The organism is Serratia odorifera (assembly GCF_041448735.1).
Taxonomy (GTDB): domain Bacteria; phylum Pseudomonadota; class Gammaproteobacteria; order Enterobacterales; family Enterobacteriaceae; genus Serratia_F; species Serratia_F odorifera.
This window is the reverse complement of sequence record NZ_JBGMUT010000006.1, coordinates 136,494-157,664: the sequence shown is the minus strand read 5'-3', so window position 1 is coordinate 157,664 and position 21,171 is coordinate 136,494. Positions and strand designations below refer to the sequence as shown.

Here is a 21,171-nt window from a genome sequence, read left to right as displayed (position 1 = left end):
CCTCCTCGCTTAATGGATTAACATGCCGCCGTTAACGTCCAGCGTGATACCGGTGGAGTAACAAGACAGATCGCTACCGAGGAACAGCGCCGCGCGCGCGATATCCACCGCGTCTCCCAGGCGGTTCATCGGGATCCCCGCCAGAATGGTGGCCGTCATCTCATCCGTCAGCTTACCGGCGGTAATATCGGTCTGAATCAGTCCCGGCGCGATGCAGTTGACGCGCACGTTGTCTGGCCCCAGTTCACGCGCCATGGCGCGCGCCAGCCCCAGCACGCCGGCCTTCGCCGCACTGTAGTGTGGACCGCCGAAAATACCGCCGCCGCGCTGGGCGGAAACCGAGGAAATGCAAACGATACTGCCGGATTGTTGCGCTCGCATCTGCGGGATCACCGCCTGCGACATCAGCAGCGTGCCGCGCAGGCTGACATCCAGCACCGCGTCATAGTTTTCGCGTTTAATGTCCATCAGCTTTAACGGTTGGGTAATGCCGGCGTTATTGACCAGCACATCTATCCGGCCATATTTCGCCATAACCTGTTCGATGGCCGCCTGCACCTGCAACTCATCGCTCACGTTCGCCGCCAGGCCAAGATGCCCCTCACCCAATGATTGAGCCGCAGATTTGCTGGCTTCGCCATCAAGGTCGAGAATGACAACTTTTGCGCCATGTTCAGCAAACAATTTGGCCGTTGCAAAACCTAAACCGCGTACGGAAGCCCCGCCGGTAATAACGGCGATCTTATTTTTTAATAACATAATATTACTCCACAAGATTAGAGCAGATTAATTAACAGGATTATTTAGCGTTATTGTGGCTCATCAAGAAAAAGAATCACCACCAGACCTATGGCGGCACAAATACCGAAATAGGTGAATACCGAATTAAAGCTGCCGGTGGTATCTAACAGAAACCCGGCCACCATTGGCGATACAAACCCACCCAGGTTACCGCCGCTGTTAATAATTGATGAGGCAATGGGGTAGATTTTCGCATCTGAAACCGCCATGCCGTAAGCGGTAAAGGCAGGCCAGCCAATATTCAGACACAGGCCGACAAAGAATAATCCGACGCACACCGCGAAGGTGCTGGCGGGAATATTCAACATAATTAACATCATGACCACGGTGGAGACGGCCGTAAATATCATCGTCGGCTTGCGGCGGCGCCCAAGCAGCTTATCTGAAATATAGCCACCGCCAATCGCACCGACAAAGCCACCGATGCAGGGCATACTGGCAACCAGCCCCATACTGATAAAATCAAAACCTTTCTCTTTAACCAGATACAGCGGGATCCAGGTCAACAGGCCGTACAGCACGCTCACCATCATAAAATAGGCCAGGCAATCGCCAAGAATATTTCTTGAGGTAAATAATCCCTTTGCCGTATTAATCGGCGGCATTTTTTTCACACGGATAATTTTATCCAGCGTGGCGAATTTATCGTCCAACAGAATATTTTCACGCAGCGCTTTTGGCTCATCCTGGCCGGCATTGATTTCCGCCAGTTCACTCGGTGAGACAAAGCGGCTCTCGGCAGGCGTTGATTTGACCAGCAGATACCAGGCAATCGCCGCCAGGATGCCGGGAATGGCGAAGGAGAAAAAGACCCAGCGCCACCCCCATGTCACCGCGATCCACACCGCCAGCGGCGGCACCACAATCGGGGCAAACATGGTCGCGGCGATATACACGCCGGTGGCGGTGGCTTTTTCTTTGGCAGGAAACCAGTTGTTGATGGTCGAAGCCAGCCCCACCGGACATGGTCCTTCACTCAGCCCCAGCCCCAGACGGGCCATTTTCAAGCCGAATACCGAGCTCACGGTGCCCATAAGCCAGGTAAAGGCAGAAAAGCCAACAATAGAGAGCGACACCAAGCCCCGGGTACCGCGCTTAGCGATAAAGAACCCCGCCGGTATCTGGCTGACGGCATAACCCAGAAAAAACATGCTGGCGATCGCACCGGCTTCAAAGTTGTTGATATGAAACTCTTCGATGATAAACGGCAATACCGCGCCGATATTTGTCCGGTCGGCATAGTTGATGGCATAAACCAGGAAAATCATCATCAAAACGACAAAACGATACTTTGTTTTCCTGGTGTCGCTACAGATAACGGCATCTATACGTGACATAGGCTTTCCTCTTTATAGTTTTATCTTTTCAGCGCATGTTGCCGCAACACGCTTTATCCTCAGACCACGAATGGCAATATAACAACCAAGAAAAGAAAGCCTATGTAAATTACCTCAATACTGATTGAGAAAAATTTGCGTCGTGACTTAATTCAAACTATTCGCCGCAAGCTCGGTGGATTTGTTTAGCAAAAAAATGAGATGTGCATCACGAATTATCATAAGAAAGGGGGAGCTATTATGTTAATCTGGCAAGCAATCCGTTCTGAACCCGATGTTTTTTATCAGCTTAAGGTCCCTCTCCTTTTGGACTTTCGTTGGTTATCAGGAAGCGCATTATGCCTCAGTCAATACCAAACAAAACGCTGCCGGTTCCCTCGTTGCGCAACGTTCAGGCTTTTATTGAAGTCGCAGATAGCGGCAGCATCAATCTGGCGGCAGAAAACCTCAACGTCACCGCCTCGGCGGTCAGTCACCAGATCGCCAGCCTGGAGAATTATCTCGGGAAAAAGTTATTTTCCCGCAGCAGTAAAGGGGTGCAACTCACCGCCATCGGTGCGCGTTATCTTAAAGAAGTTTCCGGCGCATTAAATATTATTGGCCAGGCCACTAATCAGGTGATACATGATATTCACCAAGATTATTTACGCATTCATTCTGCACCCAGCTTTGGCCTATTATGGTTAATGCCAAGATTGGATCGGTTTCGCCAACGTTGGCCAGAGCTAAAAATCAGTTTGAGCTGCTCATATGAAAGTATTCAATTTTCCCGGGATAATATTGATATCGATATTCGTCACGGGCTTTCACAATGGCCTACGCTGATGGTGAAAACCATCAAGAACGAGAGAATGCTGCCTTACTCGTCAGCCGCTTATCTGGAAAAACACCCGCTCAACGCGGTTAACGATCTGCTGTCCTGCGATCTGATTCATTCTGACAGCACGTTAATAAACTGGAACAACTGGCTGTCGTGGCACAAGGTACGCGGGTGGAATAAAAACTTTATTTTCACCTTCGACCGCTCGTATATGAGCATTGAGGCGGCCAAAATGGGCATGGGCGTGATCCTGGAAAGCAACCTGCTGGCGGGAGAAAGCCTGCGCCAACATCATCTGCGCCCGGTGTTTGCCGAGGATGTCAGCATGCCGGTAGCCGCCCACCACTTTGTGTTGCCACATGCCAACGAACAGAAAGAAAAGGTAAGGATCTTTTTTACCTGGGTTGCCGCAGAACTGAACGCAGCCGGCTTCCATATCTGACGACGGCACGCCGTCGATTGACCCAAACCCATCGTTATTTGACCTTCGGGCCACTGACGCCCCACGGCCACCGTTCCTATACTCAACTCCATGGTAATGCGCCGCCTGCCGTCTGGCACCGCGGCGGCATAGTAAAACCCTTTACTGGAGCAATATAGATGAAACTGACCCAAATCCGTAACGCCACGCTGCTGCTGGAATACGGCGGCAAAAAATTCCTTATCGATCCGATGCTGGCTGACAAAGCAGCCTGGCCCGGCTTCCCGAATACCGCACGTTCGCACTTGCGTAATCCGCTGGTAGCATTGCCGGTGGCGGTTGATGCGCTGCTGGATGTCGATGCCGTCATTGTCACCCATACCCACCAGGATCACTGGGATGAAGCCGCACAGCAGGCCATCGGCAAAGATACGCTGATTTTTACCCAGCATGCCGACGATGCCGCGCTGATCCGCGCCCAGGGCTTTAACCAGGTTCGCGTGCTGGACGACAGCAGCGAATTTGCCGCTATCACCATCGTAAAAACCGACGGCCAGCACGGCAGTGACGACGCCTATGCCAATCCTCAGCTTGCCGCCCTGCTGGGCGATGCCTGTGGCCTGGTGTTTCAACATCGTGATGAAAAAACGCTGTATATTGCCGGCGATACCATCTGGGTGCCGCCTTACGTCGACAGCCTGACGCGCTGGCAGCCGGAGATCGTGGTGCTGAACACCGGCTTTGCGCAGATTGACGGCTTCGGCGCGATTATCATGGGCAAGGAAGACGTTCTGCGGACTCATCAACTGCTGCCGCAAGCGACGATTGTGGCCTCACATATGGAAGCAGTGAATCACTGCATCCTGAGCCGTCAGGAACTGCGCGAATACGTTGAACAACACGGGATACAGAACAGCGTATTGATCCCGGCCGACGGCGAAAGCTGTATATTCTAAAACAGGCGAACGGCGCGCATCGCCGGGTGCAGACGCAGCGTGATATAACCCGCGTGGCGCATCCGGCGGTCAACGCGCCTTGCCGACAAACCAGGGTCTGCCGATTGCAAACAGGACATTAAGACATGCCTACTCTCTCCGTTGCCGTTATCGCTACGCCGGGCTTCAGTCCGTTTCACTTTTCAGTGCCCTGCATTATCTTCGGCCACGGGATGCCGGCCCCCAACCTGGTTGAGCTGCACATTTGCGCCGAGCACCCCGGCGTGGTGCATTCAGATATTGGTATGTCAATCACGGTGGAAAAAGGGCTGGAGACGCTCGAGGCAGCAGATGTGATTATCGTGCCATTCTGGAATCACCCGGAGGTCAGGCCCTCGCAGGCGCTGCTGGATGCGCTGAACGCCGCCTATCGGCGCGGCGCAGAAGTGGTGGGACTCTGTTTGGGCACCTATGTTCTGGCCTATGCCGGCCTGCTCGATAACCGCCGTGCGGCAACGCATTGGGAATTCGAGCGCGATTTTATCCTGCGTTTCCCTACGGTACAGCTGGATACCAATGCCCTGTATATCAACGACGATCGGCTTATTACCTCAGCCGGCACCGCCGCCGGTATCGACTGCTGTCTGTACATCTTGCGCAAACATTACGGCAGCGCGCTGGCCAATCGCGTCGCCAGACGGATGGTGATGCCGCCTTATCGCGAAGGCGGCCAGGCGCAGTATATTGAACGCCCGGTGCCGGCAACCACCCGCGACGGCCGAATTAACCATCTGCTGGACTATCTGCGGCGCAATCTCGACAAAAACCACTCGCTGGACGCACTGGCCAGCTTCGTCAGCATGAGCCGCCGTACCTTCACTCGGCATTTCATCAAGGCAACCGGCGTTTCGGTCGGCGAGTGGCTGAATGCAGAGCGGCTACAACGCAGCCAGGAACTGCTGGAAACCACCGATCACAGCATCGAGGCGGTGGCGGAGCTGGCCGGTTTTCACTCCCCGGTGTCGTTTCGCCAGAGCTTCAAAGCCAGGTTTGATATCAGCCCCAGCGAATGGCGGCGGGCGTTTCGCGGCACGCAGGGCGTGGATTGAAGGCCGTTTTTGCACACCCTTGGTTCCTCTGCCTAACCTGGTTTTATAAATGCTTGATAAATTTTGTCTGGCCATCTTCCTGCTTGTTGGATGCTAGCCAGCCAAGGTGGCGGTAAAAGCCGTTTGCGCGCACGTTGCTATCGCTGTCTGTTTCCAGCCAGGCCTGGGTACAGCCCCGGCCCCTTAACCATTGCTCGGCTGCCGCCATTAAACCGCGACCTATACCCTGTCCTTCAAACGGTGGGTCGACAAACAGGGCAAAAATTGTTGCGTCACCGGCATCAGCCATCGCGAATGCGACAACTTTACCGTCTTGTTCTGCCACCCAACCTTGGCCGTCCCCAGAGAGCATCGCGGGGAGAGACTCTGGCGTAATGCCGTATTCGGCCAATTCCGCCATGGTCATCTTGTTTTCATGGACGCCAATACGGATCCGAAACATATCAGCCACATCGCCCGAGGTAGCTATCCTGATTTTCATTATTCATTCCTTGTCGCAGTTCAGGTAATTTTATGATTACCTACGCCAGCTTCGCTGCATTTTTAGCAATGCGCTTTTCCATACCCGTTTATTTAGAACCAACCTCTGACACCTGTGGATGACCGATCACAGGAGTCGCATTTGATAGCCATTCCAATTGAATTTACTTGGTTTTACCTAGTTCTATTTTGACCCATGCCCCCTATTATGCCCCCAAATGATTTTGCTTGTGGGGAGCATGATCTCCCCCCTGAAAACAGTACCAGGCTAAACTGGAGTATCCGGTCCTTCTTTTATCGAACAAAGAGGCCATCCTGCCATGAAAAAGACCCGTTATACCGAAGAACAGATAGCGTTTGCCCTGAAACAGGCCGAAACCGGCACCCGTGTCGGGGAAGAGTGCAGAAAGATGGGGATTTCTGAAGCCACTTTTTATAACTGGAAGAAGAAATTTGCCGGTCTGGGTGTGACGGAACTGCGTCGCCTGCGCCAGCTCGAGGATGAAAATCAGCGGCTCAAAAAACTGGTCGCCGATCTGAGTCTGGATAAGGAGATGCTGCAGGAGGTACTAAAGCAAAAGTTCTGAGGCCGACTCAGAAGCGCCAGGCGGTGCATTTTCTCCGGGAGGCTTACCGTATCAGCGTTCGTCGTGGATGCGAACTGCTGATGCAGAGCCGAACCGTGTACCACTGGCAGAGTCGGCGTGATGACAGGGCAATAACGTACGCATTCGTGAGATAGCAGAAACCCGGATACGCTACGGTTGTCTACTTGTCGTGCTGTTAGCTTCATTGGGGGCATCTCCAGACTAGCATCCATTCCATGCCCCCCATAATCGTATTGATTCCAGTTGACGTCGGTTGACACTCGTAGATGATAACGGTCTATTTATCTAGTGTTAGCAAGGGTTTGTTGATTTTAGGAGACTTCAGAAGAACTCGGATGGCGGAAGATCACAGGAGTCGAACCTGCCCAGGACCGCTGGCGGCCCCAACCGGATTTGAAGTCCGGCCGCCCCACCGGGGACGAGGATCTTCCCTTGGCACGAGGAAGCAAGGCGCTGATTATAGCGCGGATTACGCTGTGCGCTAAGCAAGAAATGGCTTCCCATTCACCTGCCCGGTTGCGGTGGCATTGTCGCCCGCCCACCGGCACACCGCGTCAAACGCATGGCGCATAGCGCCGTAGCATCCATGCCATGCCAGGTGCTAGCGCCGCCGCTCGCGAGGTCGACTATGCCATCGTGCTTTGCCGCAACCAGTAATACAGCTCGCTATTACGCTGAAATCCCATTTTGCGCATCACGTTCATTTTATGGTTGCTGGCGGTTTTTACGCTGATGGCCAATCGGCGTGCGATGTCGCTGATGCGCATTTCCTGCCGGAGGCACACCATGATTTCCCGTTCACGCTGGGTGAGCAAATACTGCGAACAAACGCACTTCTGGTCGCTGCCACAGGGTTGCGCCGGCTGACTGCGCCGTTGCTCCAACGCCAGCGACACCTTGCGCAACACCGCGGCCACCGACATATCATGATAAATAATGCCGCTTTCCAACAGACAGCTGGCGTGCAGCTCACGCTTGCGGCGATTTTCCGGTCGGCGTAGCGCAAAGTACAGCGGGTAACGCGGTTCGGCGAGCGCCGCGCAATGGCAAAAACAGCTGCGGCTGCCAGAGGGAACAGACTGAAAAACTAGATCGGCCTGATGCATATGCTGCCGGTCGACCCGGCGCGTCTCGATGCCACGGGCATAAAAATGCGCGCTCAACGCCTTGGTTAGCCCTTTGGCAAAATAGATATTCTGGTCAAGCACGGCTAAGGTCATCACTGAATTCATCTTGGCTCTCCCTCTGCTGCCGTATTACGGTTCCTGACTGTTATCGATGCGCAACTGATAAACCATGGTGGCATTCGGCGGCACTTTTGGCGGATAACCGGTTTCGCCATAGGCCAGCTCCGGCGGAACCACCATCGTCAACGAACCGTGATTATTCAGTTGGCTTATTGCTTCTCTAAATAGCGGCGGATAGGCTGATAACGGTTGCGCAAGCACTTTGCCGCTCAGTTCCATATCCTGCACGACGCTGCCATCCGTCAGTTGCTCCTTCACCACAACCTCAATCACCGCATCCTTGGCCAGCGGCCGATCGCCGGCGTAGTCCACCCGATACCAAAAGCCCATCGGCGAACGTTTTACGCCTTTTTGCTGGCTGAACTGCGCCACATACTGCCGATCCTGCTGCGTTCGTTTTTTAACTACCTGTTGCCGTGCGGCATTGGCCATGCTGTCCGCCTTGGCCATCAATACCGACAATTCTCCCGGCGGTAACAGCGGCCGGCCGGATACCGTATCCAGTACCCCCGCCAGCAAGCTGTTGCGATCGACCGGCACCCCCCAGCTCTGGCGTTCGCTCATCAGTTGCTGAATATCACCTCCCAGCGCGCTGCCGGCCGCGTAGGAAAGACGGTTAGTCTGGTCCTTCAACTGCTCCGGCGTCAGCGTCCACTGTTGCAACGCCGCGATTTGCCGCTGCCAATCCTGTCGATCGCGGGCGTAGCGCGCCCGATCCTCGGCATGTTGCCGCTGCAGTTGGGCAAGCTGTCCGCTGGCCTGCTGCAACAGGGTCGCGCTGCGTTGCGCGTCCGGCGATCCTTGCCAGGCTTGGCGTAAACCGCCCAGCCATTGTTGCAACAGCGTCAGATCCGGCAATGCCGGCTGTTTTGGCGCGGCTGCCAGCGCTTGTGCACGCAACGCTGCCAGTTCCTGCTGTAAGGCATTCAGCGCCGCCCGCTGCCGTGCCAGCTGTTCATCGCGCTCCTGCAGCGTACGGCGCAGCACAAACGCCGTTGACGTTGCCGCTGGCGGCGTCGGCGATTTGCCAACCGCAGGGCGATTTTCGGTGGTTTTTCTCTCCGTGGCGGCACGGCTCTGTTCCACCTTGGCCGCCGGGGCGCGCTGCTGTTGGTATTGCTCGGCAAATTGCAACAGCGCCGGCACGCCGTCGTCTGCCCGCAGCTCACCGTCCACCGCCAGCAAGACCACCAGCCCCGCTAACGCCAAACGCAACGGCCGTTTCATTTAACCTGCTCCGCGCGATCGGCCAGCCCTGCCAATACCGCTTGATCCACTTCTGCGCACAGGCGATTGACCTTGTAGCGATACAGCGCGTCGACCATTTCCTGGGTATCGCCGTTCACCTTGGTACGTACCCCGGCGTACAGCGAAGCGCCGCTCATCAAGTGATCGAAGCCCTGCTTCAATTGCTGATGCTGCTGCTGGTTAATGGCGCGCAGCGCCCCCAGCTCCTGCTGACACAGCTGTAACCGCTCCGCTTCGCGCTGTTTACGCAACGCGTCTTCCGACGGTTGCTGCTGGTTTTCTGCATTGGGCCGTACGGATTTGCTGGTCTTGCCGTTTTGGCACGCCACGCTTGCCAGCAGGACCAGGCATATCACGCTCGCCCGAACGGATAATGGCATAGGCTTTTTGATCATCTTCGACTTCCCTTTTCTTTAGAGTTTTTATGCTGGAAAAAAACGCCGATCTGCAGGAAACAGCAATGCGGCGCTGTTGCGATAACGCTCCGCCTCGGCCCATTGCTGCCGGTGACGCAATATGGCGATCAGATTGGCGTAAACGTTGGCATCAATGCGTAACCTCAGGTAATCACGAGCCCACGCGGCATAGCCATCAAGCAGGGTTTCGTCGTGCGTTCGGTTGTAGGCCAGCAGCTGAAACGTCTGTAAATCAAAGCTTCTGCGCTGCTCGAATCCCCAGGCGGCCAGCGGCGACATGGTCAGCAACGGGCGCATATCCCGCAACCCACTGCGTTCAACGTGGGTTAACGCCATCCCGCCGCGCAGCATCACCAACATCATTGCCATGCCGCACAGGCACAGTAACCCGACGCCGGCGCGCAACGCCGTCAGGCCGTGATGGTTACGCCCAACGACGCAGGCCTGACGGCAGCAAAGGCGATCCAGCGTGGCCAACATCAGGGCAAATACCAGCCAATGCAGCGCCGAGACATAAAACGGATATTCCAGTTGGCAATGCAGCACTATCGGCAGCATGGCCAGACACAGTGCGCTCGCCTCACCGGCACTGCGGCGTCCGGCGGCAAAGGCCCGGCGATCGTGGTGCCATGCCTGCCACAGCACCCAGCCGGCCCCGCAGGCGATAGCCACCATGCCAAGCAGCGCGGTTACCCCGCCTTCCACCCACCACAACAGCACTTCATTATGCGGATGACGGGTGATTTCCAGCACCGGCGTCGGGGGCTGTTGGCCGATACGGAAATGCTGAAACGCCACTTCAAAACTGCCGTAACCCCAGCCGGTCAGCGGATGAATGGCGATCATCTTCAGCGTATCTTGCAGCATGCTCAGCCGTGCCTGATTTGACAGCGCATGCGATAACGGTGCCCCGTCGCCGCTGGCGCCCAGCAGTACGGCGATGCCCAACCCACAGCCAAATAACATCAGGCCGCTGGTCATCATCAACCGGCGCGTCAGGCGTCGCCCAAACAGTAGCCAATAACCCATCAGCAGCAACCCGCCGGCCAGCCAGCCGGTGCGCGACTGCACCCAGACCAACAGCGCAGCGAGCAACACCAACAATGCCGCCAACGCCGTTTGCCGCCCCCTCTCGCCGCCAACCGACGCCAGGGCGTAGCCCGGCAACAGCATCAGCATAAATACCAGCGCCAGACCGGTGGCCAACAGGCTGCCGAGAACATTAGGCTGCTGGAAGATGCCGTACACCCGAGGGCCGCGCTGCGGCACCCAGCTCCACGCTGGCCAGAACAGCTGTAGCAACGCCAGCACCGCCTGACCGCTGATAAGCAACAACAGCCAGCCCACCCACGCATGGCGCCAGCGGAAGTTCAACCGCAGTTGCAACCAGCAACAATAGATCCCCCACCCGGCCAGCAGACCGGCAACGCGCCAGGCCGCGACATCACTGCCCGCCTCGCTGGCGAACGCCAGCGGCAGCGCCAGCAGCGCCACGCCCAGTGTGAAACACACCGCACCAGGCGTGACCAGCCAGCCGCGACGGCGGAGCGGGCGCCAGAGGATCGGCAGCATCAGGGCGCCCAACAGGGTATACACCAGCGTGTTGAACGGTAATCCCAGGCCGACGCCGCCCATATTGGGCAAGTAAAGCAGCGACGCCATCAACAGTGCGACGAAGCAGACAACCAGCGCGTTACTCGTATTCCAGGCTGAACGTGGCTGTCGCACTGAACTCTCCGCGGCCGATGGTTTTATTACGAATCGCTTCCGGCTCACCTTGCACATAGGCCTGCAGGGCGATCTGGTTACTGCCCGCCGCCAGACGGTATTTGTCACTGGCGCTGTTCAACGGCAAGGCGGTGCCATCGCGGTTTTCCAGACCGATAGCAATGCCCGACGCGCTACTGCCGCCATCCAGCGCCAGTAATCCGGGCAGGTTGGCGTTTTCACTACCGCTGAAGGTGACCGACACCGTATTGCCCAGACTCAGATCGCATTCCGCCAGATGCAGCGTAAAAATCTGGCTATGGGTGCGCGTATTCAGGTACAGGTATTTGTCGACAATGGTGCCGAAATCAAGCTGGATCCTCTCTTCTCCCGGCAGGATCACGCAGGGTTCCGCCACCAATGCCCCATGGAAACGCATATTTTCATCCGCCGCCGCCGGCTGAGTCATCAGCCCCGCCAGCACGATCCCGACGCCCAACAGCGCGCTGCCGCGTCGGCTGGTTTGTTTTGCGCGCATCATGACACTCTCCTTTATTGGCATTGCGCTCACCGCTCCTTGCCGCCGTTCGGCGATCAGTCGTAATACAGCCGAAAATCAATCACCGCGCGGTAGGCGCCGACGCCCAGCGTTGCCGGCGTGCGCACCGGCGTCACCGTATAGCTCAGGGTATTTTGCCCCGGCGACAGCAGCCGTGGTTTATTGCGTACGCCGAGGCGCACCGGCTGCCCGCCGCTGTCCGCCAGCTGCAATCCCAGTCCGCTGACCCCCGTCACCTTGACCAGCATCGGCGCGTCGGCATCGGTTGGCGCCATAAAAGCCACCGAGACCGCCGGCTGGCTGCCGCTCCATGCCAGCGCACCGCTCCAGGCGTCGCGACTGCTGGCCGGCGCACGCAGGCAATCCTTCAACGTCAGTTCGAACGCCACTGGCGTACCGCGATCGCCCGGCTGCTGAAAATGCGCGCTGCCGGTGTTGCCCAGCCAGACCTCTTGCCGCGCCGAGACCATCTCCAGGCTACAGGCGCTTTCGGTCAGTTCGCCGTGGACATGCAACATGCCGGTGGCGCCCTCTACGTCCCAGTTGTCTACCGCTCGCGCCTGTGGCATCAGCATCAAAATCATGCCGGCCGTCAGCGGCACCATCAGCGCGGCCGCCGCCGTCAGGCCAATCTGCCGTCGCTGATAGCGATCAAGGGGGGTTCCGGGGCTGTTGTGCATGGTTCTTCTCTCCGCTGTCTGTTGACTGCCGTTACCGGCTACTTCCTGTCCGGCACCACGTGGCAGTTACCGCCGTTGCAGCTGAACACCAGCTGTGGGCGGCCGCCGTAATCGTTGATATAGGTCAGTACCGGGCTGGCACCCAATGCAGCCGCCGACACGCTCAACGGCGCGCTGCCCTTCGGCGCAATCATCAGCGGTTCAAAACCGGCCACTCCCTTGCCCTCTTTGCGCGTACTGGCGTCCACCAGCGTCACGTAATACGGCGTCGGGTTGTTCACCTGATAGCGATCGCCCCGTTTGGTCAGCGTCAGCGCTTCCTGGCTCGGCGCCGCATTTTTCTGTGGCGCGATCGCCGCCGGGCGATAAAACATTTTTATCCGCGTTTGCAGCGCAATTTGCAGCGTATTGGGCTTATCGCTGCGTGGCGGGATCTCGCGCAGGTTGAAGTAATAAAGCGTCTCGCGATCCTGCGGCAACTGCCTGGCCACCGGCAGCGCCTGGATCTTCACCTGGCTCGGTTTGCCCGGCTCAATGCGCTGCACCGGCGGCAGAACGGTAAACGGACTTTGGATCTTGTTACCCTGGGCATCTTCAATCCATCCCTGCGCCAGATACGGCAGTTGCTGGTTCTGGTTGCTGACGTTAAGACTCATGGTCTTTTGGTCACCGCTGAAGATCACACGTGTGCGATCCAGCGCGATGGCCGCCTGGGACGACGTGGCGACCATGCCCGCCGACAGCGCCGCCATGGCGGCAAAAGTGCTCAACAGGGAAAATCTTGCTGTGTTCATCATCGGGTTTATCTTCTTCACGGTTAACAATCATTCACGAACGATCGGCCACCGCATGCTGGGCGGCCGGTGCGGGCGTATTCACCGTCACGGGGTGACATGGCAATAACAGGGTATTCATCAGCATGTCGGGCGGTAGCGGCGTCGGCAGACGGATTTCACACTGCGGCCCGCCATTCCAGTGCACGCTCATCACCTCACCGGCATTGATGCCGGACAGGTAAACGCTGCCACCGTCGTTGACGATACCGGTCTGCTGCTTGCGCGAGTTGATTACCGTCGCGCCGAACGGCGGTTCGCTGCCATCGGCCAGTTTGACGATCGCCATCGCCTTCTCGCCGGCGATCACGTCGAACTTGCGATAGCCGATCGCCCCTTCGGTCAGGGTGGCCTGCACCACCGAACGCGTGGCTTCCACGTTGTCATCCAGGCGGTTGAGATCGATGCTGGCCTTGTTGCGGTAATAGCTGTTGACGTCGGTGACCACCGCCTTGCCAAAGCGGTTGGTCATGACCGTGCTGCCATAGCCACGCACCGGCACATCCGCCACGCCATCGGTATCGAGCAGCAATCGGGTGCCACCCGGCGTGGTGATGCGGTGCATTACCGCACCTTCTGCCGTCAGCGTCATACCGCCCTGCGCCGCCAGCCCAACCGCACTGTAGCGGCCGGCCTGATAGCTGGCATTGGCGTTGATCTGCGCCAGATCGCCCTCATGGCTGTAATAGCCGCTCATGGTTGCCCCGCTGCGGGCGGTACCGGCGTTCAACTGATAGTTATTGTGTTCATCGATTCGGTCGTAATAGCCCACGCGATGCGAGCTGTCGTCGCGATCAACCGTCATGTTGTAGCTGAGCGTGGCGGCGTTGCCCCAGGGCACCGACAGCGACAGATACATACCGTCATCGTTGCGCTCGTTGTAACGGTTGCGATAGGCCGACAGCGACACGCTGGCGTTTTTGAAATCGCCGAAATCGAAGTAACGCGACAACATCAGGTTATAGCGATCGTTGGCAGCCCGATCCCAGTAGGTTTGGTGGCTATAGTTGAGATAGGCGCTCAGCCCCAGTTCACGGAACTGTTTGTTGAAGGTGATGGTGTACATCTCCTTGCTCTTGCCGCTGCGGCTGCCTTCGTAACGTTCGTCCAGGTATTCCCCCATGCTCATAAAGTCTTCCTGGGAGAAGCGGTAACCGGCGAACGTCACCTGACTGTCGTACTCATCAAAGTTCTTTGAATAACTCAGGCGATAGGAACTGCCGCTCTTGACGCCGTCCTGCGGTAAGCTGGCACGCGATTGCGTGGCGTCGAACGACAGCGCTCCCAGCACCATCAAATCGCGACCGATACCCAGCGACAGGGCGTTGTAATCACCACCGGCGATCACACCGCCATACAGCGACCAGCCATTGCTGATCCCCCAGGAAAATTCCCCGGTACCGAACAGCGGCCCGCGCAGATGATGGCCCCATTCCGACGGTTTACCCGCCGCCAGCTTGTAACGCACGCTACCCGGCCGCGTCAGGTACGGGATACTGGCCGTGTTCATCTTGAACGCCTGCACGCTGCCGTCCTGTTCCTCTACCCGCACGTCCAGCTCGCCGGACACCGCATCGTTGATGTCCTGGATACGGAATGGCCCGGCAGCGACCTGGGTTTCATACAACACACGTCCTTGCTGGCTGATCACCACCTTGGCGTTGGTCTTGGCCACCCCGCTCACTTCTGGCGCATAGCCACGCAGATTCGGCGGCAGCATATTGTCGTCCGAACGCAGGCTGGCGCCGGTGAAGCGCAGGCTGTCGAACAGGTCGGAATTCAAATAATCCTCGCCCATGGTCAGGCGGGAACGCAGCGCCGGGATCGCCCGATAGGCGTAATAACGGCTCCAGTCGAACTGGGTGTTGGTCTGCTGGCCCGAGCCGGTCTGGTGATTAAGATTCGCCTGCCAGTCGGCGCGCAGCCGCCAGGCACCGAGGTTGCCGCCGGTGGTGCCGTTACCGCTCAGGCTATAACCGCTGCCACCTCCCTTTAGGTTCTTCTGACTTTGGCCGTTGACGTTATAGTCAAATAACAGGCCCGGAATGCCGTTGTCCCAGCGAGAAGGCGGATCCCAGCTCTCCGAGCTGTACTCCAGATACGCCTGGGGAATATTGAGGTACAGCGATGAGGTACTCAGATCGCCGTGTGCTTCCATGCCTTTCAGGCTGGTCAGATCCAGACATTGGCCGTCGTGCGACCAGCGCAGCGCCGTGGCCAGCTTTTCTTTCAGCCCCAATTGGCCGACCAGCGTCGGTGATAAACACACTTCGCTGCCTTTGGCATCGTTTTCCGGCGCAACAAAACGGATTGGCTGTTCTGGCAGGTCAGTTTTGTTAACGTGTACCACCAGGGTATAAGCGCCCGGCATAATATAGCCACTGCGCGTAAATTGGCTTAGATCGATATTTTTTCGATCGTTGATATCTAACACATCGGTGTTGAACTGGATTTCGTCCGCGGCGTAAGCCCGCATAATCGGATGGCTTAACGACAAGGCAATGCACAGTCCCAAGACTTGAAGACGAAATAATTTCCCTGCCGGTGAAAGCATAATAAAAATCCCTTTTAAAAACCCATTAACCGCCAAAACGAGAAAAAATTAAAAATAATCCAGTTTAAAACGCAACGTGGAAAAATAGGCCCCGGCCTTGAGCGGTTGGTGATTGGGCATCAGCGTCATGGAATAATTAAGTGTGCTGTTTCCCGGTATTATATTTTCCAGCGCCAAAGGTTTGCCTGGTATCACCTGATTACCGACACCGTCGTTTATTTTTAGCGCCACGCCACGGGCTTCACCCTGCACGCCAAAAAGACCGTCCTCGGCAGAGCCGTCAAACGTCACCTGAAAAAATCGCCAGTCCGGTTTATTTCCTGGTCGTTCTAATTGACAGTTCACCAATTCAATACTGAAGTTTTTGGTCAGTCCCCGACCGTCACGAATGATTTGCCCAAGTGGAATGGTATCCATGTCGATGGTCTGGTCGCGGCTGCCAGCGGCGATCGCACAGGCGGTATCAATAATCGCCCCCTGCATATTGACGCGTCCCCATCCCTGAATGACAGGCGCGGCGTCACACGCCGCAGTAGCCAGCGCCAATATCCATACCCACGATTTCACGCCATGATTCCCTTGTAAAAACATCGCGGCATTCCTTTTGACAGGAGATTAACCAGACATGCGGCTCGCGGCATGTCTGGTGTATTTATACCTGCGGAGTTACTTACTGATAGGCCAGCGTGAAGTCGGCTACGGCGGTGAAATCACCTGGAACCACGGCAGATGAAGCGCCTTCGCCTTGCAGATAAGCGGCAAAGTGCAGGGTGTTGTTGTTGTTATTCAGGTTCTGAGACGGTGTTGCATCACCCAGGGTGATAGGTTTGCCGTCATAGGAAATGGCGATGCCAGCGCCTTTGGCAGTACCTGCGATCGCCAGCAGATCCTTGTTGCCGGTAGACTCGGTGCCGGTGAAGGTCACGCTGACGCTTTTCAGCGTAGTGGTATCACACTGCTCCAGTTTGATGTCAAAGGGACGTGGGTTGGAGGTGCCGCCATCTTTCAGCGCCACGTTGGACACCTGACCCAGATCGACGGTCTGATCGATCGATTCTGGTGCAATAGAGCAAGGTGCATCAATAATAGAACCGATGAAATTTACTTTACCGTGACCCTGATCTTTAACGGCAGCGTGAGCGAAAGAAGTAGCGCCAAATGCAATCACTGCTGCCATCATGACTTTATTAAGTTTCATAAAACCTATATTCCTTATAAGAAAGTAATGCGTATTCCCGTAAAGATCGTGTCAGCCTAACGCGTAACCGCGCATAAATAGGCTGCTGTTAATCTTTAGCATTTTGAGAGTAGTAAACTTGCCAGAGCCAGAGAGATGACGACGATAAAGCCTCCCTTTAATAGCGGGAAAATGATTTGATTCATTAATAAACCTAACAATATAAACAAGCGTTTAATTAGTGAATAAAACCCCATTTACCCAAGCTAGCCCTCATGGCCGGCGATGAATATTCTGGCAAAAGCCCCGCTTTAAACAAAGACTTTTTTAACGCCATTTAAATATTCGCAATATATTTCCTTTATCTGGGTAATTTCCCTCTATTTTTAGCCTCATAGATCGTAAAATATTCAAAACTAGAACAAAATCCTGTTTTTTGTTATTTGCCAAACAGTGAGATCGCAAACTTGGGTTTTGTGAATATAATAATCCAAAAATAGGCCTAATCTTATGACTTCGGCTCCCGGCAAACGCCCATAAAGTAAGGCGGAAAAAATCTAAACATTTCAGGCAGTCAACAGAGTTAGTCATTTGCTTTCTCTCGGTTTTATCCTAGACGCAGCATATAGAGAAAATGAATTTCTCCCAGGGAAAGCAGCAACGGAATACAGAGGATGTATTATGGAAGCACTATCTCCTAAAAAGCAGGAAATACAACAACTTCAGCGAGCCCTGCGGCAGGCGTTACTCACGCTTTCACCCCCTCCAGAATGCGGTAAACCTCCGTCAAATCAGCATGAATGGCTATCAACGAGACAATTGGCGGAATATATCGATGTCGGCGTGTATCGTGCCAGAAATTTATTATTGGATATGGTGGAAAAAGGCGAGGTTATTGTTACCTGCGGCTCGGTGAAAAACTCACTGCGCTGGTACCCGGTGTTGCCTACCACAGCGACCAGCCATACCAATATTATGCCTCTTTCAACCTCTCCGCCGGCAAAATAAGGAAGTGCGCGCCTGATTGTTAACTGCTTCAGGCGCTGCCGTTAGTCACTCATTATTGGGATATTACAGTGAGAAAATTAGTTTTCCTGGTCAACAGTGGCCTGATGTTAGCCGCCCTTTTACTGGCGGGAAATGCCTCTGCTTTTACCTGCAGAACCTCGGACGGTGGCCTGATCCCGCCTGGTGGCTCCACCACACCGGTCGACGTGCGGGTACGCATCGGACCGCAGCTCTCCTACGGCAAGAATGAAATCGTCAACGTCAGCCAGGTCACCTGTAAAAATGACGTCTCCAGCTGGACGGATTATTTAAAGACCGACAGCCCGGCGTTAAGCATGAATAGCGCTATTTTTGGCGGTATCGGCAGCGGCATGACAATTAACGGCCGCGATTATCCTTCGCCGGTGTCCTCCGGCATTAGCGTCGTAACGCTGACCAACCTGAATTCGCAGTCGATCGCCATTCGGGTATACATCGTGCTAAACCGCTTCCCGACCCCTGATATTAAAATTAATAAAGGTGACGTTATCGGCCAAATCAATTTCTCCCAAACCAACGACCGGCCGAATTGCCCACAGTGTGGTCCTTATCGCTGGCGGCTGATTGCCGATAATGATGCATATTTTGTCACTACCACCTGCACCATCAATAACGGCCGGCAGATTGACGTCAACTTTAACCAGATTCGGCAGGATTATCTGACGACAACGGTCAATAATGCGCAGATCAAACAGGACAAGGCGTTGACATATCAATGTGACGATCTGAGCGCCACGCAGGATATTCTGATTCGTCTGGTCAGCGATGCCAGCGGATTTTCAGCGGATTACATCAAGACCACCAATAGCAATGTCGGCGTGGCGATGATGTATAAAGACGCAGTGGTTAAACCCAACGATGCCTTTCGAACACGCATCACCAACGGCGTCGGTAGCGATACCATCACCTTTGTGCCGGTAAAAAATAATGTACCTTATACCAGCATTGCCACCGGGCCATTATCCGGATCGGCAACGCTTATTTTCAGTGCTCCGTGAGGCAGGGTTAACGATTATGTTCAGCATAAGCAAAGGGCTGAGAGGCGGCATACTCGTCGCCCTGTCGGCAGCCTGCGGTGGTGTTTTGGCCGCTGACCAGGGCACGCAGGTAAATATTTCCGCCACCATAGTGGCACCGCCGCCGTGCGTGATTAATAAAGGAAAAGTGATTGATGTTGATTTCGGAGACGTTGGGGTAAACAGAATTGACGGCAATCGTTATATGCAACGGCTGGACTATACCGTCGAATGCGAATTTCTCGACGGCTCACGTCAGTTGAAAATGAAAATCGTCGGCAGCGGCGCCGCGTTTGACGCCAATGTGCTGCATACCAGCGTCAATGGCTTGGGGATTAAGCTGTTGGCGGACGGCAAGGCGTTGAATATCAATAGCGCATTCAGTATTGATTACGCCAAGCTGCCCAAGCTGGATGCCGTGCCGGTGAAAAATGCCGCCAGCACGCTAACCGAAGGCGAGTTCACCAGCGGCGCAACCATGCTGGTGGACTATTTCTGAAACCATGGGGGTCGGTTCCGCGTCTGCCTGCCGCGCCGGCGAGCGGTTCCCCCCACGCCAGCAACCCGCCCCAACTGGCTAGCGCCAGAACAAAGGCAAGGTTCTACCTGAGAACTCAATCACCAGGACACCGCTATTTTCCATTTCGATAGAGATTGTCAGTTGGGGGATTAACAATAACTCGCCGACCATGCAGAAACTGCCAACCCGCTGGCAATCATCAGTCAGTGGGTAATAGGCGCCGAGTGGTCGGCGCCGTGGCATTACGGTTTTAATAACTGCGGCACATTTAACAAAATAAATTCGTTATCATCTGCCACGTTAGGCTGGCGGCTGGAAGAAAACGGGAAATTATTGTCATTGCCCACCACGATATGGCTGTCATCTACCACATCGACGTTTTCAATGGTGAAGAACGGAAAGGTCAGCACGCCGTTATTTAACGGCTTGCGCGCCAGTTTGTTTGGATCCTGAATATTCAGCAGGTCGATATAAGCCTGTTTTTCTACCGGCTTGCCGACATTGTCAGCCGAGAACGCGATACGGTATACCCGTTTGAACTTCGCCAGCTGACTAAAGCAGTTACCGGTCGGCGCCCCACTGGCGCAGGCTTTATCCGCCGTGCCCTCGCCGTTGTCACGTTCGATCACCAATCCATGAGTCGCGTCGATCATATTAAAATCACCAATGGCATGACCGTTGTCCTCCAGCAGATACTGCCAGCTGCGGCCGGTCCATTGCTGCTGTTTTACGTCAAATTCCAGCACCCGCAGGTAGCGCTTGCCGCCGATATTCTCAAATTTCTCGCCGTCCCACAGCGCACCTTCCAGCAGCGGGTAGAGCATCGTACCGTCTTTGGAGGCAGCCATGCCCTCAAAGCCCTTGGAACGCGCCACCTGGAAATTTTGCTTGCCATCCGGCGCTCCTGGCAGGGTCAGGGTCGGGTTATCCGGCGATTTCACCGTTTTGCCCTCCACCTCGGTGGCAAATACCGCCAGGATCTTGCCGTCCAGATCGGCCTTGATCAGGTAGGGACCGAACTCATCGCCGATCCACAGCGCATTGTCGGCAAACTGGAAGCTTTCCGGGTCAAAATCGCTGCCGGTCAGATAACGCTTTGCGCTGCTCTCGTTAACGATATGAAACGGCACTTTTTTATCCGGATCGTGTAAAAACACCGTTTTCAAACGACTGACGCCGCCGGTTTTAAAATCAATCTGGTAATGGTTGAGATACAGCATGGCGTCCGGTGAATTGGCCTTGCTGCCGAAGCCGTTGTCGGTCAGTACCCAGTAGCTGCCATCCGCCATGTGCTTGATGCCCGAATGCCCTTGCAGCGGCTGGCCGGCGATCGGTAAGCCGATGCCCGTCAGGCGATCGGCGGACTTGCCCGCCACGCTGCCCAGCTCGCCAACGCGCTGGCCACTGGTGTATTTGCCGCTGTCGCGTAAATCCGACGGCGCATCCTCTGGCGTGGCAACGGTGGATTTCACCGGCAATACCGCGTGCCCCGCCAGCTCGGCGGTCACCGCCTGTTGCGCCAGCAGCGGCGTACTGAACGCCAGGCAGCCGGCCAACAGCGCCAGACGGGATTTTTTAAAATACATGTTCTACGCTCCCTGATGATGATGATGCCCAAAGGTAAAAAGCAACGTCACTATAGGGAGCCGCAGTGAC

General features: G+C 55.6%; 20 protein-coding genes, 1 tRNA gene and 1 pseudogene. 7 read left to right on the top strand and 15 right to left on the bottom strand.

What is annotated here, in order from left to right; all coding sequences use genetic code 11:
• Positions 1-9: 9 nt before the first annotated feature.
• Positions 10-759: an SDR family NAD(P)-dependent oxidoreductase gene (locus tag ACCC84_RS16360; protein ID WP_004957184.1), complete on the bottom strand. Its 750-nt coding sequence runs from the start codon at positions 757-759 to the stop codon at positions 10-12.
• Positions 760-809: 50 nt separating this feature from the next.
• Positions 810-2,138: an MFS transporter gene (locus ACCC84_RS16355; protein WP_004957181.1), complete on the bottom strand. Its 1,329-nt coding sequence runs from the start codon at positions 2,136-2,138 to the stop codon at positions 810-812.
• Positions 2,139-2,476: 338 nt separating this feature from the next.
• Between ACCC84_RS16355 and ACCC84_RS16350 the strand changes: the two genes are divergently transcribed.
• The 3 genes from ACCC84_RS16350 to ACCC84_RS16340 all read left to right on the top strand — a co-directional run bounded on the left by ACCC84_RS16350 (position 2,477) and on the right by ACCC84_RS16340 (position 5,423).
• On the top strand, positions 2,477-3,400 hold the full coding sequence (locus tag ACCC84_RS16350) for a LysR substrate-binding domain-containing protein (protein ID WP_088499817.1): 924 nt from the start codon (positions 2,477-2,479) through the stop codon (positions 3,398-3,400).
• Between the two features lie 158 nt (positions 3,401-3,558).
• Positions 3,559-4,335, top strand: coding sequence for an MBL fold metallo-hydrolase (locus ACCC84_RS16345; protein ID WP_004957175.1), 777 nt, complete (start codon positions 3,559-3,561; stop codon positions 4,333-4,335).
• 125 nt (positions 4,336-4,460) lie between these two features.
• Complete coding sequence (locus tag ACCC84_RS16340; RefSeq protein WP_004957173.1) at positions 4,461-5,423, top strand: GlxA family transcriptional regulator; 963 nt, start codon at positions 4,461-4,463, stop codon at positions 5,421-5,423.
• A 43-nt stretch (positions 5,424-5,466) separates the two neighbouring features.
• Here ACCC84_RS16340 and ACCC84_RS16335 read toward each other — a convergent pair whose 3' ends face one another.
• The gene (locus ACCC84_RS16335) at positions 5,467-5,904 is read right to left on the bottom strand and encodes a GNAT family N-acetyltransferase (protein ID WP_198773582.1); all 438 of its coding nucleotides are present in this window, start codon (positions 5,902-5,904) and stop codon (positions 5,467-5,469) included.
• Positions 5,905-6,223: 319 nt separating this feature from the next.
• Between ACCC84_RS16335 and ACCC84_RS16330 the strand changes: the two are divergent.
• A pseudogene (locus tag ACCC84_RS16330) lies at positions 6,224-6,689 on the top strand (transposase); the annotation flags it as partial.
• 158 nt (positions 6,690-6,847) lie between these two features.
• On the opposite strand, the gene ACCC84_RS16325 reads toward ACCC84_RS16330, so the two are convergent.
• The 11 genes from ACCC84_RS16325 to ACCC84_RS16275 form a co-directional block, all read right to left on the bottom strand.
• A tRNA-Sec gene (locus ACCC84_RS16325) sits at positions 6,848-6,942 on the bottom strand.
• 195 nt (positions 6,943-7,137) lie between these two features.
• Entirely contained in the window at positions 7,138-7,743 is a 606-nt protein-coding gene (locus ACCC84_RS16320) for a helix-turn-helix transcriptional regulator (RefSeq protein WP_198773573.1), read from the bottom strand.
• 24 nt (positions 7,744-7,767) lie between these two features.
• Positions 7,768-8,985 carry an FKBP-type peptidyl-prolyl cis-trans isomerase N-terminal domain-containing protein gene (locus ACCC84_RS16315; protein WP_273868532.1) on the bottom strand — a complete coding sequence of 406 codons (1,218 nt, stop codon included), beginning with the start codon at positions 8,983-8,985 and terminating at the stop codon, positions 7,768-7,770.
• Entirely contained in the window at positions 8,982-9,401 is a 420-nt protein-coding gene (locus tag ACCC84_RS16310; protein WP_004957164.1) for a YuaE family lipoprotein, read from the bottom strand. The genes ACCC84_RS16315 and ACCC84_RS16310 overlap by 4 nt, the downstream gene beginning before the upstream one ends.
• 27 nt (positions 9,402-9,428) lie before the next feature.
• Positions 9,429-11,150, bottom strand: coding sequence for a PglL family O-oligosaccharyltransferase (locus tag ACCC84_RS16305; RefSeq protein WP_337959361.1), 1,722 nt, complete (start codon positions 11,148-11,150; stop codon positions 9,429-9,431).
• Positions 11,116-11,667, bottom strand: a complete 552-nt coding sequence (locus ACCC84_RS16300) for a fimbrial protein (protein ID WP_273868760.1) — start codon at positions 11,665-11,667, stop codon at positions 11,116-11,118. Before ACCC84_RS16300 ends, ACCC84_RS16305 begins: the two co-directional genes overlap by 35 nt.
• A gap of 56 nt (positions 11,668-11,723) precedes the next feature.
• Positions 11,724-12,368: a fimbrial protein gene (locus ACCC84_RS16295; RefSeq protein WP_004957161.1), complete on the bottom strand. Its 645-nt coding sequence runs from the start codon at positions 12,366-12,368 to the stop codon at positions 11,724-11,726.
• A gap of 38 nt (positions 12,369-12,406) precedes the next feature.
• Positions 12,407-13,165: a fimbria/pilus periplasmic chaperone gene (locus tag ACCC84_RS16290; RefSeq protein WP_004957160.1), complete on the bottom strand. Its 759-nt coding sequence runs from the start codon at positions 13,163-13,165 to the stop codon at positions 12,407-12,409.
• 31 nt (positions 13,166-13,196) lie between these two features.
• The gene (locus ACCC84_RS16285; RefSeq protein ID WP_371902067.1) at positions 13,197-15,755 is read right to left on the bottom strand and encodes an outer membrane usher protein; all 2,559 of its coding nucleotides are present in this window, start codon (positions 15,753-15,755) and stop codon (positions 13,197-13,199) included.
• 48 nt (positions 15,756-15,803) lie between these two features.
• Positions 15,804-16,346, bottom strand: coding sequence for a fimbrial protein (locus tag ACCC84_RS16280; RefSeq protein WP_004957155.1), 543 nt, complete (start codon positions 16,344-16,346; stop codon positions 15,804-15,806).
• A gap of 79 nt (positions 16,347-16,425) precedes the next feature.
• Entirely contained in the window at positions 16,426-16,953 is a 528-nt protein-coding gene (locus ACCC84_RS16275) for a fimbrial protein (RefSeq protein ID WP_039991505.1), read from the bottom strand.
• Between the two features lie 660 nt (positions 16,954-17,613).
• Here ACCC84_RS16275 and ACCC84_RS16270 point away from each other — a divergent pair.
• The 3 genes from ACCC84_RS16270 to ACCC84_RS16260 all read left to right on the top strand — a co-directional run bounded on the left by ACCC84_RS16270 (position 17,614) and on the right by ACCC84_RS16260 (position 19,494).
• Positions 17,614-17,940: a hypothetical protein gene (locus tag ACCC84_RS16270; protein WP_050763096.1), complete on the top strand. Its 327-nt coding sequence runs from the start codon at positions 17,614-17,616 to the stop codon at positions 17,938-17,940.
• Positions 17,941-18,044: 104 nt separating this feature from the next.
• Entirely contained in the window at positions 18,045-18,977 is a 933-nt protein-coding gene (locus ACCC84_RS16265; RefSeq protein ID WP_004957148.1) for a fimbrial protein, read from the top strand.
• A 16-nt stretch (positions 18,978-18,993) separates the two neighbouring features.
• The gene (locus tag ACCC84_RS16260) at positions 18,994-19,494 is read left to right on the top strand and encodes a fimbrial protein (protein WP_039991504.1); all 501 of its coding nucleotides are present in this window, start codon (positions 18,994-18,996) and stop codon (positions 19,492-19,494) included.
• A 263-nt stretch (positions 19,495-19,757) separates the two neighbouring features.
• On the opposite strand, the gene ACCC84_RS16255 is transcribed toward ACCC84_RS16260, so the two are convergent.
• Positions 19,758-21,101 carry an esterase-like activity of phytase family protein gene (locus tag ACCC84_RS16255; protein WP_004957140.1) on the bottom strand — a complete coding sequence of 448 codons (1,344 nt, stop codon included), beginning with the start codon at positions 21,099-21,101 and terminating at the stop codon, positions 19,758-19,760.
• Positions 21,102-21,171 lie beyond the last annotated feature (70 nt).